This is a genomic window from uncultured Chryseobacterium sp. (genome assembly GCF_913776365.1).
Classification (GTDB): Bacteria; Bacteroidota; Bacteroidia; order Flavobacteriales; family Weeksellaceae; genus Chryseobacterium.
In genome coordinates this window covers 22,670-36,805 of record NZ_CAJYMO010000115.1, presented here as the reverse complement: position 1 = coordinate 36,805, position 14,136 = coordinate 22,670, and the positions used below count along the sequence as shown (strand labels likewise).

The 14,136-nt window shown below is 43.6% G+C and carries 9 protein-coding genes and 1 pseudogene; all 10 read left to right on the top strand.

Annotation, left to right across the window (positions count from 1 at the left end):
- Window positions 1–724, top strand: a pseudogene (locus QZ735_RS05695) (hypothetical protein); the annotation flags it as partial.
- Between the two features lie 63 nt (window positions 725–787).
- Window positions 788–1,243 carry a transposase gene (locus tag QZ735_RS05690; RefSeq protein WP_294245426.1) on the top strand — a complete coding sequence of 152 codons (456 nt, stop codon included), beginning with the start codon at window positions 788–790 and terminating at the stop codon, window positions 1,241–1,243.
- 220 nt (window positions 1,244–1,463) lie between these two features.
- Window positions 1,464–1,859: a helix-turn-helix domain-containing protein gene (locus QZ735_RS05685; RefSeq protein ID WP_294245423.1), complete on the top strand. Its 396-nt coding sequence runs from the start codon at window positions 1,464–1,466 to the stop codon at window positions 1,857–1,859.
- Window positions 1,860–2,145: 286 nt separating this feature from the next.
- Window positions 2,146–5,406 (top strand): phage baseplate assembly protein V, encoded by a 3,261-nt coding sequence (locus QZ735_RS05680; RefSeq protein ID WP_294245420.1) that lies wholly within the window; start codon window positions 2,146–2,148, stop codon window positions 5,404–5,406.
- Between the two features lie 101 nt (window positions 5,407–5,507).
- Window positions 5,508–6,095, top strand: coding sequence for a hypothetical protein (locus QZ735_RS05675; RefSeq protein WP_294245417.1), 588 nt, complete (start codon window positions 5,508–5,510; stop codon window positions 6,093–6,095).
- A gap of 172 nt (window positions 6,096–6,267) precedes the next feature.
- Window positions 6,268–8,679, top strand: a complete 2,412-nt coding sequence (locus tag QZ735_RS05670) for a phage baseplate assembly protein V (protein ID WP_294245414.1) — start codon at window positions 6,268–6,270, stop codon at window positions 8,677–8,679.
- 249 nt (window positions 8,680–8,928) lie between these two features.
- Window positions 8,929–9,531 carry a hypothetical protein gene (locus tag QZ735_RS05665; protein WP_294245411.1) on the top strand — a complete coding sequence of 201 codons (603 nt, stop codon included), beginning with the start codon at window positions 8,929–8,931 and terminating at the stop codon, window positions 9,529–9,531.
- A 61-nt stretch (window positions 9,532–9,592) separates the two neighbouring features.
- Window positions 9,593–10,183: a hypothetical protein gene (locus QZ735_RS05660; protein WP_294245408.1), complete on the top strand. Its 591-nt coding sequence runs from the start codon at window positions 9,593–9,595 to the stop codon at window positions 10,181–10,183.
- A 132-nt stretch (window positions 10,184–10,315) separates the two neighbouring features.
- A complete protein-coding gene (locus tag QZ735_RS05655) occupies window positions 10,316–10,654 on the top strand; it encodes a DUF4280 domain-containing protein (RefSeq protein WP_294245405.1) in 339 nt (112 codons plus the stop codon).
- A 354-nt stretch (window positions 10,655–11,008) separates the two neighbouring features.
- Window positions 11,009–14,122 carry a M60 family metallopeptidase gene (locus QZ735_RS05650; protein ID WP_294245401.1) on the top strand — a complete coding sequence of 1,038 codons (3,114 nt, stop codon included), beginning with the start codon at window positions 11,009–11,011 and terminating at the stop codon, window positions 14,120–14,122.
- Window positions 14,123–14,136: the final 14 nt, after the last annotated feature.

Genomic DNA, 14,136 nt, shown 5'->3' with positions numbered 1-14,136 from the left:
TGACAGCCCCAATAATACAGGTACCGACCGTTTCGTAAAACTCAGGGTGAATGTACAGGACTGTTCCTGTTGCGGCGCTTATATTTCCCCCACCCAATGGAAAGCATTTATGTGCCACAACCTGGGTGCTGACCAGAGTTTAAATCCGTTCAGACCGGCTGCGGGACTTCATGGAGACAAGTATCAATGGGGAAGAAAAACGCCCGGCTCCACTATGGCTTACGATCAGACAAATCCTACTTCTGCACCGCCGTCCACCTGGAACAGCACACATGCTCCCGACAATTCATGGTTAGACAACACCAAGACAGCAAATGATCCATGCCCATCCGGGTATCGCGTCCCTTCATCTACGGATATGGCCAATGTGATTCTTAATAATCATGCATGGGCAATAGGACCGTTTGGCACTAACACAACTAATTATCAGGTAGGAATAGCCCTTTCGAACGATACCAATGCTTTGATACCTTATCTTTTATTTCCCTCCACCGGTGTAAGAAGAACAGATGATAACAGCGGAGGAGCCGTTCCTTACGGAACCTTAATAGGAGTAGGGAATACTATCAATTACTGGACAAGTACGGCTGTACAGACGAATTCTGCAGGCGGTTATTATGGAACAAGAACCACGAATATGGGAAACGGAATCATGAATATATTGTATTATACTCCTCCTTTTGATAACCGATGGGGAATGCCAGTACGATGTATTGCAGAATAGCAGGAAAAGCTGCTGATAATACGGTTGCCCATCACAGATAAAAATATTTTAGCATAAACAATTATGAACTATAAATCTATTCATATCGGAAAACTGATTGAACAGCGGGTGATAGAAAGCGAAATCGAATTGGTACGGATCTGCAATTTCCTTCATATTGAAGAAAAAGAGGTACTGGCTTTTTATCAGTCGGAAGATATTTCTGTAAAAGACTTGCTCAGATGGAGTAAATTGTTAAAATACGATTTTTTCAGGTTATACAGCCAGCATATTATTCTATATGCTCCCGCATGTTCTTTACGGTATCTGAAAAAGAAGGATGAACAGAAAACAGGTCTTCCTGAGTTCCGGAAAAATATTTATACAGAAGAAGTGATAGAATTTATTCTTGAGCTGATTTCTACAGGCAGTAAAACAAAAATGCAGATTATTGAAGAATACAGAATTCCTAAAACAACTTTATATAAATGGATCAGTAAAAAAACCGGACCAGATACGGGAAGATCTGCGGTACCTTAAATAATGCTGTATTCTTATACTGGAACAGTACATAAAAAATTCAATTTTCATCTTTTTCTGACAAGACAGATTACTGTCAAATATACATGGTATCAAAAGAAAAAGAAGGTAAAATAGGAACCGGCCTTGTGTTTTAAGATGAACGGATAATCAACATTCAGTACGAATATAAATACTGTTGCAAGAAATTACTTCTTTACAAAATGGCATACATCAACAGATGAAATATTCAGTGGTAAAGTGGAGAAACAAAACAATAAAATTAATGGATAACACAATGAGAAATATCCCAAATTATAAAAAGATCTACAGCGATATGATTGCTGCAAAATATCCTGAAAAATCAGGGGTCTGCAGTAAAATACTTAAAAAGAATACTTTGCATGTACTTGATGTTATCATGCTTAATGGTTTTCTTACCGATCATTCCTTAACTGAAAAAGACAAAATGAATCAGAAATTAAAATCTTATGATCAGGAAACTATCTTTAAAATCCTGGAATATCAGAAGAAATATCAGCTCAATAATATTCAGCTTGCCCGGCATTTTAAAATGAGCCGTAATACAGTAACCAAATGGAAAAAATTATATTTTTCAAAAAAATTAAGAGAGTGAATATGCAATATCCGGAAAGGCATAACATCCGTTAAGAAAGTCGTGTCTTCAGGATGCATAGTGCCTTTTTATCAAAACAGGATCTGTTTTAAGACAAGGAAAAAATATCTGAGTACGGTTGTCTGACCGGTTTTATCAGCCTGATCAGGTTATTTTGTCTGCCGGCAGCGCAATAGTGAAAACATTTGATAATGAATACATCTGTTCGACAGCCGTAGGGTCTGCTTCCATATAAGCAGTTTTGCAGAAAATTTTCTGCTGGATAAGAATTCAAAAATACCGAATCATGAACAAGAATATTTCAAATTCCGACAGGCTTTCCTCAAGCCGTCTTCCGGGAATGGCCCGGATGGTGCAGCTGGAGATCATTATAGAGGGGCAGGCCATCCGCCATTTCAAGCACCTGCGGCTCCGGCAGAGCACCTCTGCCCACCACCGCTTTTCGGTGATCCTGGCAGCCGATACCCTGGATAGAAAACAGGACCACCGGCTCGTCGAGGCCAGGGATTTCCTGGGAAAACGCATCACCATGCTGTTCCGCTACAGGGATACAGAAGCACAGAGCCCCGAGCGTGCTTTTGTGGGAGTCATTACAAATGTGGCCTTCAGCCAGAAGCAGACCAGCCTCGGGGATATCGTTTTGAAAGGTTACAGCCCCACCATCCTCATGGATGCTGCTCCCCACTTCCAGAGTTTTGGGGGAAGCCAGCCGGTAAACACAGCCTCGGTTGCCGGGAATATCTTCCGCCAGAGCCTGGATCCTTACCGGTTTGATGTAAGGATCGATACCCAAAATAACAGCTATATCAACTACAGCGCCCAATACAACGAAACCCACTACAACTACCTGGCAAGACTCGCAGAATCCTATGGTGAACAGTTTTTCTATGACGGGGAAATCCTTCACTTCGGGAAGCTGCCTCCCTGTGAAAAGCCCCTTACCCTGACCTATGGAAGCAGTGTCCATAACATCAGGGTAAAACTGAATGCAGTATATACCAAGCCTTCTTACTTCGGCTATAACAGCAGCAGCGATAAAAAGATGGAAGGCACAGATATGGAAATCCGGCATCCGGGAGAGCTCGCCTCAATGGCCTATACGCTGAACAAGGGCATCTACACAACTCAGTCATATGTCCCCGTACCGCTCAATGCCAATATAGAACTCGATGTGGACAGCTCCCAGAGAAGCTCCCGCGGCAGTGCTGCAGTGGAAGTTTTTACCGTTTCCGGAAAAACCAGGATCCCTTTCCTGTATCCGGGCTGTGTGGCAGATCTGGAGATGCGTAAACCGGATTCTAACGCCACTTCGTATTTTACCCGCATCATGATCACTGAAGTTTCCCATGAAGCAGATGCCCGGGGAAATTACCAGGGCAGATTTAAAGCCATTGCAGAAGGGACAGGCTTTCTGCCAAGGCCTGGTTTCAAGATCCCCAAGGCCGATCCCCAGATTGCCACGGTGATTTCCAACAGTGATCCCCTGGGCCAGGGCCGGGTTCAGGTTCGGTTCCAGTGGCAGGGCAATGATTCAGCCACTCATTTCATCCGCATGATGAGCCCCGATGCGGGAGGTACGGATTCGGTGCAGCAGAACCGGGGCTTTGTAGCCGTCCCAGAGGTCGGGGACCAGGTAATGGTAGGATTTGAGTACCACCACCCGGATTTTCCCTTCGCTATGGGTGGGGTGTTCCATGGGAAGACCGCCCGTGGCGGCGGTATTGATAATCACCTGAAGTCCATCCGGACCCGAAGCGGGATCAAGGTGCTGATGAATGACCGGGACAGAAGCGTTACCATCGGGGACCCCAGCGGAAATACCTACCTGATGGACGGGCAGGGCAATATCAGCGTTACAGCTCCCAAAAGCATTACGTTCAATGCCGGGGAGGATATCGAGATGAACGCTGGCAAAAACCTGGAAGTAAAAACCGGCAACAGTATGGAATTCATGTCCGGCAACCTGGCTGCTTTCCACATGATCTCCGGGGCCATGTTCTCCACGCCGTTGATGGAAATGTCAGTACCTGTGCATTTCAACCTCCAGAGCGGTAAGACCACGCTTCTCTCCGAGGAAGAAACGGTGATCCAGGGCAGGACGACAAATGTGGCCGGCATGGAAAAGCTGATGATCCACTCCGATCAGGAAACCACCGTCAACAGCAAAGGGCAGACACAGGTTTTGGGCAAGGACGGGAATCGTTTATCCAATACCCCGAAAGACTACCAGCGGGCAGAGAAGAAAATGGACGGCAGGTGCCTGGTGCATTTCAGGCCGAAACCGGATTGGAAGGGTATAGGCTATGGTTTCGACTGGATAAGGTCCGGAGATACCGCTCTGCCAGGCGACCAGGATTATAAGGAAATAACCGGCAGAATGGAAGGAGAAAATTTTGTAAAGGATGAGTCCGAATACCGGAGGGTAATCTCTACCTTCAGGTATTATACCTTCGATTATATCGGATCCGACGGAAGTGTAAGCACCCTTTCCTACGCGTTTCCGTATTTGTCGCTGTATCCGGAGAGTTATTTCCGGATGCATAAAGGAGTAGCAATAAAAAAGACTGCCCGTTACACAAATACTATGGCCAATCTGGAGCTTTTAGTAGATATTAAGCGCCCTGTTGACAGCATTATGTTAAAATATGATCAGCAAAAATTTGCCGTTATCCATGATCCGTTTCCTCTGTCAATCGGCAGTCATAAGATCAGTGCTCGGATTAACTGTATTGAAGAAGTGGAGAATGACGCTGTTATAGAAGTCATTGCCAGTTACAAAGGAGCTGATGACAAAACCAGGAAGATATTGGCAGGAGGTGTTGTGGTAAAAGCCAATGCAAAAAGATATGAAGTGCCCGTTGTTTTTATAGAAGTAAAAACAGATATAGGCAACGGAAAGAATTCCGCTGAAATATGGGCCCGGGAATTTGAATCTCAGAACTATCTTAATCAGGCTTTGATTAATCCTGTATTCAGAGAAAAAATTTCTTTGGATTGTAGTGTAGATGTAAATCCTGTAAGCAGGGTCCGGCATAATCGCCGATCAAACCTAAATGCCTGCGGTAAACTGGAACTGTACAGAGAGGAAATTATTTTTAATAATAAAAAACACAAAAATAAGGTACTGCGGTTTCTCCTCCAGGAACTTGAAATACTGTATCCGGGAAAATATCAGGATGTTGTCAAAGTTTTCATCGTGAATGAGTCTTCTCTTACAGCAGCAGGCTATGCAATCCCTGCCCTGACGTCCGCTATCATTTTTAAGGATGGGATTGACGCAGATAACAGAAGCGTGGTATCCCATGAAATCATGCACGTACTGGGATTAGAGCATACTTTTGACAAAGACAGTCTTTTTATTTTTGAAAAATATCATACAGATAATATAATGGATTATTCGGACTCTGCAAGAGATTTTACCTTGCGTAAAGATGTCTATACGACTACCCATTGGCAGTGGAACATCATGCAGAACAATGCAAAACGTGAAGTTTCTTCCAGTAAATTTTTTAAGCATCCGGAACCTGTAATCGTCAATCGATTGTAATAATAAACCTAGCCGGTAAGGAAAGGCTGAATTAAATAACAGCATCAGGAAAACCGGATAAATTAAAATATGTAAACTCTAATTATAGTCACGTAAAGTTTATGAAAACAGAAAATTATATAAACCTTGTAGATGAACGGAAAGAATACTTTGATATCCGGAAGTTTTATACTGATAATAAAAACGGATCAACCAAAGCATATACGACTCAAAGCGGTACTCTGATAGAGGAAATGGCAGGGGAAGAAGGGAGCTGGTTTGCTTCATACAGCACCAAGATGGGTAGTTGTTTTTCCGTATATAAAGAATATAACCATAAGGGGTGGATTCATAAAAAATGGGCTGCTTTCCGCAACAGAGGTGCAGCAGTAGGCATAAAGTATGAGTTTAATGAAGATGACGGAATACTGAGTGTAAGTGAAAATATGGAAAAGAATTTTGTTTTTACTCCTGAAGAAGTCATTCGGTATTGTCTGGAACATGACATCAAATTATTTGAAAAGGGATGTTATATAAATAGGTATTCCGATCACGCAGCAAATGAATTTTTATATAGTATCAGTTACGTAGGAATGTATAATAAAAGTTTCGGAAAAATCAGAATCCTGCTTAACGGACAGACAGGCGAAACAGAGAAAGTCACCCTGCAAAAAAGCGATATTCCTGAAATTTTATTTATTAAAGAATAATAATCGGCCGGTACAAAGTGAAGCATTGCCGGTTCAGCCTGCAGTTCATTGGATGCTGCTATCTTTATCTATATTCATTTCATATAAAAAGTAAAGAATATATAAGACATACCATATGCATTACTGACCGGCAGTTTGTAAAATATGATATTTAAATTAAAAACACCAAATTATGACCCATAATATATCAAATTCCGAGTGGCTTTCATCGGGTGATCTTCCTGGTTTGGCACGGATGGTAAAGCTTGAGATCATCATCGAGGGCCATATCATCCGTCACTTCAAGTATTTCCGGCTCCGGCAGGATACCTCCACACACCACCGTTTTACCCTTGTGCTGGCCCGTGATGTACTGGGCAGGGCTCAGGACCATGATCTGGAAGAATCCCGCAGCTTCCTCGGGAAACGTATTACCATAATAATCAGGTACAGGGACGAAGAAACAGAAAGTCCGGAACGTACTTTCGTAGGGGTTGTCACACGGGTAAGCTTCAGCCAGAAGCAGACCAGTCACGGGGATATTGTGCTGAAAGGGGCAAGCCCTACCATCCTGATGGACGGCGCACCTCACTTCCAGAGCTTCGGAGGTGATAAACCGGTGAATACCGCGGTTATTGCCGGCAGGATCCTTGGCCAGGGCATTGGTTCATCCAGGTTCGATGTGAGAATCGATACCCGGAACAGCAGCTATATCCATTACAGCTCGCAGTATAACGAGACTCATTACAACTATTTGTCCCGGTTGGCGGAAGCCTATGGCGAGCAGTTTTTTTATGATGGGGAAGTTCTTCACTTCGGAAAGCTGCCTTCGCATGAAAAGCCGCTGAGGCTTACCTACGGGAGCAGTGTGCATGAAGTAAAGGTAAACCTTAGGGCCGTGTATACCCGTCCATTTTATTTCGGCTATAACAGCAGCAGCGATAAAAAGATGGAGGGCATCGATACAGTGGTTCGCCATCCGGGGGAACTGGCTTCTCAGGCCTATGAGCTGAGCCGGCATATTTACCAGACGGATTCCCTGGTTCCCGTACCGCTGAATGCCAATATGGAACTGGATGTTGATGATTCCCAGAGAAGTGCGCGCGGAAGTGCTTCGGTAGAAGTGTTTACGGTTTCCGGGAGAACCATGATCCCTTTTCTATATCCGGGATGTGTGGCAGACCTTGAGATGCGAAAGCCGGACACGGATAAAACCTCTTATTTCACGCGGGTAATTATAACAGAAGTGCTACATGAAGTGGATGGTGTAGGAAATTATTGTGGAAAGTTCAAGGCGATTGCCGAGGGGACAGGATTTCTGCCACGGCCTGATTTTAAAATGCCAATAGCAGCCCCTCAGACAGCCACGGTGGTCTCCAATACGGATCCGTTGGGTCAGGGGCGCATACAGGTCCGGTTCCAGTGGCAGGGGAATGATTCCTCGACCCACTTCATCCGTATGATGAGCCCCGATGCGGGAGGTACGGATTCGGTGCAGCAGAACCGGGGCTTTGTAGCCATTCCGGAAGTAGGGGATCAGGTGATGGTAGGCTTTGAGTACGAGCATCCTGATTTTCCATTTGCCATGGGCAGTATGTTCCATGGGAAGACGGGCCGTGGAGGGGGCGTGGGTAACCACCTGAAATCCATCCGGACCCGCAGCGGGATCAAGGTGCTGATGAACGATAATGAGAGAAGCGTGACCATAGAAGATCCCAGCGGCAACAGTTATCTGATGGATGGCCAGGGCAACATCAGTGTGACGGCTCCTAAAAGCATCAGGTTCAATGCCGGGGAGGATATCGAGATGAACGCAGGCAAAAACCTGGAAGTAAAAACCGGCAACAGTATGGAATTCATGTCCGGCAACCTGGCTGCTTTCCACATGATCTCCGGGGCCATGTTCTCTACGCCGTTGATGGAAATGTCGGTACCGGTTCACTTCAACCTCCAGAGCGGTAAGACTACACTGCTCTCCGAAGAAGAGACCGTGATCCAGGGAAAGACGACAAATGTGGCCGGCATGGAAAGCCTGATGATCCACTCCGATCAGGAAACCACCATTAACAGCAAAGGGCAGACACAGGTGCTGGGAAAAGACGGCAACAACCTTTCCAATATCCCGAAAGACTATCAGCGGGCAGAGAAGAAAATGGACGGCAGGTGCCTGGTGCATTTCAGGCCGAAAGAAAACTGGAAGGGAGAAGACTATGGTTTTGATTGGGTTCGGGCAGGAGATACTGACCTGAAAGGGGATCATGATTATTTAGAGATTATGGGAGAATATGTCAATAAGGTATTCGTAAAGGATGAGTCCGCATACCGCAGGTTGATTTCTACTTTTTCACATTATGTATATGACCATACGGACGAAAACGGCAACCGTGTAAAAAGATCTTATGCCTTTCCCTATCTTTCTTTATATCCTCAAACATATTATAAACGGAATATCAGGGGAGAGAGTGTTATCGTAAATTCAACTTATGCAAATACTACGGCGGTACTCCGGTTACTGGTAACCATTAAACAAGCACCGGACCGTATATATTTCAAATATGACAGAAAAAAATTCCGTATTACATATGACCGCATTCCTCTCGCCTGAGGAGAGTATGAACTGGCCTGCAGCATTACATGCCTTGAAGAAATAAATGCCGACCATACAATTCAGGTATTCGGAAAATATTCTTCACGGGCCGGAAACCAGGATAAATTAATAGGCGGTCTGAAAGTCCGTAAAAATTCAACGAGATATAAGATAAAAGTTGCTTTCATCCAGGTCTGGACTGATATAGGAAATGGACTTAAAAAAGGAATAGTAACAGAAGATGCAAAAGAGAAGGTGAAAAAATATATGAACCAGGCATTGATTGAACCTTCGTTCGAAATACTTAATCTGAAACTGCATACTGATACAGACCCCCATTCCCGGACTACCCAGATATTACATAACAGGAAATCCCATTTTAATGCTGTCGCTGAAATCGAAGATAATACTACTGCCTCAATAATTGGCCAGCATATCAGAAGAGAGACAAAAGTAATAGGTGCGGCAGATCATGACACTGATTTATGTGATCATTTAAACGATGTTTTATACAGAGAATTCGGACGAAGACTTGAAACGGCTTATAAAATATATTTGATAAATGAGAATAACAATTTTGAACTTTACGGTAGGGGACATGATATAGATGATGATCGGGTAAGAACAGCTTTAATATACAGCATCGGTCTTAATGACAGTACAATCCCTCACGAATTAGGTCACAGTCTCGGCTTGTATCACACCTTTTCAAACAACTCAGAATTCACTTTTGAAGAGAACAGAACAGATAATCTCATGGATTATTCGGATATGGGTTCAACAAAGATTCCTCTAACCAGTACGTACCATTGGCAATGGAAAATATTACAGAGCCGGGCGGAAAAAGAGTCATTATTTAGAAATAGGTGATTTCACAGACCATTTGTGGCTCTACAATAAATTATTATCATCAACCATAAACAACACCGTAATGAATAGGGAAGAAGATCACCGAAAACTAATCAATGACAAAATAGAATACTTTGATATTAAATATTTCGACGAAAATAAAGACGAAGCTGAGAACCTGATCTATACCGATGAATTCGGAAATCACATGAATATATTCGGCGACAGTGAAAGCGGTTATGTACATAATATCACCCGCAGACTCTCTGTATTCAGCATTTATAAAGAATATTATCCTGATGGTACTATTTACCGCAAATGGGTTAATTTCAGAAACGGAGGAGGGCCGGTAGGTATCAGGTATGAATTTAATAGGAAAGGAAAGCTCATCAAGAAAACCGACATGGATGAATACTATATCATAACCCCTCAGGATATAATCAGATTCTGCAAAGAAAAAGAAATTGATTTGTATTCTAATGACACAATAGTGGATAAAAATTATAGTGAAGAGGGTCCAAAGCTATATATTATAAATTATAGGGGGAAATATGATGGGACATTCGGTGCAAGGATTGTTATACTGCTTAACGGTGAAACAGGACACGTAAAGAAAGTAATCTGTATTAACGGTAAACATAATGATTCTATAGAAACATTGTATGAGGAGTAAACCGTTTAGCCCCGTTATCATTGACCGTATCAGGATTGATGATCTTATTGATTTGCTAACAGCTGTTTTCAGCAGCTGTCGGTTACAAAATTTCAGAATGGTTAAATTTATTTGAATACAAAACAAAGTCTTATGCCCGCAAAAATTACCGAGCAAGCCAAAATGACCTGCGACAAAGGCTCATCACCATCCCAACTTACCGTCACGAGCCAGACCTTCTGGAAAGCTGAGAATAAGCTTATTGCTACAGAAATGGACAGGCAGCCTGATGTGAATATCCCTGCTTTCGGCAGCTGCAGCATTACCCAGAAAGATTGCCGGCCTGCTCCTTCATCATGGATAAATACTGCCGTGAAAGATACGGTGAACGGAAATAAAATACTTACCGACGCGAGCACCTGCGCCTGCAGCCTTGGAGGAAAAATTTCCTTTACCGATAAAGGATACACTGAAAAACATGAAATCCTTTAACACCGGAAGCTGAAATTCATAATAGTGAAGTATAATGATAGATTTAATGTTGCCGCTGAAAAGTATTGACAATCAGATCTTATATACTCTTTTAATTCAGCATGCCGATTCTTTCTTTGCAGGCTCATAACCGCAGGCATCAGGAAAAGTAACGTCTCATCTATGCAAGCTGAATGTTTACAGCCCGAATAAACCAAGGTCCTTTCCGGCTCCGGGACCAGATTGAGTATTGAAATAATCGGCAGACCTGTAAAGACTAAAAAAAGCAGACATTATATAAATTTATTTATATTTGATATTATCTTAAATCCAGGTTGCCAATGAATTAAGTTTAATCAATATAAACAGAAACCAATGAAAAAAAATTATCTCATTTTCCTTTTTTATGTACTGGGTCAGCTGATGTCGGCACAGTACAAAATGCCGGTCATCTATGTCACCTCTCTTCAGCAGGCCCAGGACGGAGAGGAATCCGCAATGTGCAATGATGGCAACATAAATACCCTGTACCATTCGCGCTATAATCTGAATGCTGCCATACCCGACCGCCTGAGCTTCTATTTTTCCAGCCGGGTAAAGAGCGTCAGTCAGCTGATTTACAAGCCCCGGACATCCGGATATAATGGCATCTGGACAAGTATTAAAGTCTCTTATTCTACCCAGTCGTCTCCAGGAACCTTCACGGACGCTACAGGTATAATGTCTTTTCCTGCAGATAATGCAGCCAAGACAATCAATCTGGCATCTGCTATTGCTCATCCGGCGGTAATCCGGATCGACGTCTTCAGTGCTTACGGTAATTTTTCGAGCTGTGCTGAAATGGAATTTTATTCTGCTGAGCAGATGGATCCCGTACAGTCAGAATGCTCCCTTCAGACAGGAGAATTTTCCGGATATTCAGATCTTCCGGTATTGCCGCTGGCTGCGGGTTCATCCGCGTCCAGTTTCCAGCCGGGAGAAAATATTGAGAAATCTTTTGACGGCAATATTAATACCCTTTATCATTCGGATTGGAACAGTACATCAGCAACATTCCCGATTACCCTGATCTATCAATTCGACGGAACCACGACAGTAGATTATCTAAAATATACACCCCGGCAGGATGGAGGCGAAAACGGGCATTTCGGGCATGTGAAAATCAGCTATACTACTGTTTCCAATCCCGGCTATGTAACGCTTACAACACAGAATTTCGGATTGAACGGTGATATAAAAACAGTTGTGTTCCCATCGCCTATTGTTCCTCTTACCTTAAAAATTGAAGTGCTGGACGGAAAAAATAATTTTGCCAGCTGTGCCGAGATGGAGTTTTTCCGCTTTCCTCCGAATGGCTTCAACCCGTCCAGTTATTCCAATATTTTCAATGACGCTGTTTTCAGCACCCTGAAACCGGGAATTACCCAGCAGGACATCAGTGCTATTGCTTCGCCGTTCATCAAAGGACTTGCCCAGTGCCTCTTTGACAATACGTACCATAAAAAGTATCGGGTTCAGACTTTCAGCCCTTATAGAACGGTAGAGTCCGTTAGTACCTCTTATAAAATAGGGGCATATAACAGATATGAGAATCCTACCGGGATCGCATTTAAAGCCAATACCCAGGTTGTTGTATTTGCCCGGGATATCAGTGCTGCCCACACGGTTTACCTGAAAGTCAGGGACTTTGCCACAGAGGGTTCTTCTCCGGAAAAAAGTTATCAGCTGCAGAACGGGATCAATATTATTTCCGTTACCCATGCAGGATTGGGATATATTTCCTATTTCACGGATGATGCCAATGCACCGGACATCACCGTCAACATCACCGGGGGGATTGTAAATGGCTGGTTTAAAAAAGGGACTCCCTCTGCAGAATGGATGGAGACCCTTTCCAACGATGTATATCCTAAAGTTGATATCGAAGGATACTATACCAAACTGGTGATCGATAAATCTGCAGTCAGCAGTTTCCATTATACCGATGCGCAGCCGCTGATCGACAAATACGATATGATTGCCAAATCACAAAGGGAGATGATGGGCTTTTTTAAGTTCAGTAAAAATGTTAAGAACCGGCAGCTGGTCTATACAGAGTCTACGGGCGGCTGGTTTGCCGGTGGGCTCGGGGTACATCTGGACCTGACCTGGGGGACAGCCGCTTCAGCTTCCGGCAGCGGGCTGGGGCTCTGGGGCGTTGCTCATGAGTTGGGGCATGTCAATCAGATCAGGCCCGGATTGCGATGGACAGGAACTACTGAAATTACCAATAATCTGTATTCCTTATGGGCCTATTATAACCTGTATACCCCGGCTGGAAATAACAGGCTTACCCGTCTGGAGGATGAAGCAGGAGATAAAACCGCTTTTCCGCAGATCGAAGGAAACCGGTATGGGGAATTTATCATCCAGACAAAAATCAACGGGAAAAGCTATGCAGATCAGTTCAGGACTGATTTTGTAAATCCTCAGGATCCCCAATTCAGGACATTGGTTCCTTTTTGGCAGCTTGAGCTCTATTATCAGCTGGCAGGAGCTTCCAAAAATGCAGCTGCCCTGGCATTTGACTCTGATATGTCCGACGAAAATGCGACGGTGCCCACAGTACCGGCTGCAGGCATAGATTACGCACACTGGTTTGCCAACGTGGCCGATAAAGTGATACAGACAGATGAATCACAATTGACGCAGGGGCAGCTGGTGATGAATTTCGTCAAGAATACCTGCGATGCGGTACAGGAAGACCTTACCGATTTTTTTACGGATACAGGATTTCTGAGACCTATCAATTCCATGATTACCGATTATTACAACGGACAGCTCACCATTACCCAGAGCATGATTGACGGAGTAAAAAACTATGTGGTTTCAAAAGGGTATGCCAAGCCGGTTTCTCCTGTGATCAACTATATTTCAGCCAATAGTGTTAATACATATAAAAACAAGCTTCCGGTTTCAGGAACTACGGGGATTGGGGCACAGGTAATAACCAACAGCGAAGGCCGCTTTCTGCAGACCGATAATTCCAAATGGAACAATGCCGTTGCTTTTGAAACCTATACTGCCTCGAATCAACTGATCAGTGTTTCAATCGTGGGAACAGGAGATCCTACGCTCGCAAAAACATTTGTTGATTTTCCGGTAAGTGCAGAAAAGGTATTTGCTGTAGGGTATAACGGGCAGAAAATCCTGGTATATCCGGCTACTGTCTTAGCTGTTACTGATCCGGTCCCGGAGGCTATCCATTTCAGTGTCTATCCGAATCCTGTTAAAAACGGGGAAAAGATAAATCTTGTTCTGAAAAGCAGCGATACAATCAGCGCCAGTCTTCATGATGCCACAGGTAAACTTCTTTTCTCAGAAGAAAATTCTGCAGATAGCGTCAGTAATATGTTCAGTTCCTGTATGCAGCACCTGAAATCAGGCATCTATATTCTTTCCGTAAAAGAAAACAGCCACCATCATCAGGTAAAAATTATAAAAGAATAGAATTTCCTGAAAAT

What these genes read in the sequence shown, in the direction of transcription:
- QZ735_RS05650 (WP_294245401.1), top strand. Translation starts at nt 11,009, where the DNA reads ATGAAAAAAAATTATCTCATTTTCCTTTTTTATGTACTGGGTCAGCTG.
- QZ735_RS05670 (WP_294245414.1), top strand. Translation starts at nt 6,268, where the DNA reads ATGACCCATAATATATCAAATTCCGAGTGGCTTTCATCGGGTGATCTT.
- QZ735_RS05655 (WP_294245405.1), top strand. Translation starts at nt 10,316, where the DNA reads ATGCCCGCAAAAATTACCGAGCAAGCCAAAATGACCTGCGACAAAGGC.
- QZ735_RS05675 (WP_294245417.1), top strand. Translation starts at nt 5,508, where the DNA reads ATGAAAACAGAAAATTATATAAACCTTGTAGATGAACGGAAAGAATAC.
- QZ735_RS05665 (WP_294245411.1), top strand. Translation starts at nt 8,929, where the DNA reads ATGAACCAGGCATTGATTGAACCTTCGTTCGAAATACTTAATCTGAAA.
- QZ735_RS05690 (WP_294245426.1), top strand. Translation starts at nt 788, where the DNA reads ATGAACTATAAATCTATTCATATCGGAAAACTGATTGAACAGCGGGTG.
- QZ735_RS05660 (WP_294245408.1), top strand. Translation starts at nt 9,593, where the DNA reads ATGAATAGGGAAGAAGATCACCGAAAACTAATCAATGACAAAATAGAA.
- QZ735_RS05680 (WP_294245420.1), top strand. Translation starts at nt 2,146, where the DNA reads ATGAACAAGAATATTTCAAATTCCGACAGGCTTTCCTCAAGCCGTCTT.
- QZ735_RS05685 (WP_294245423.1), top strand. Translation starts at nt 1,464, where the DNA reads ATGAAATATTCAGTGGTAAAGTGGAGAAACAAAACAATAAAATTAATG.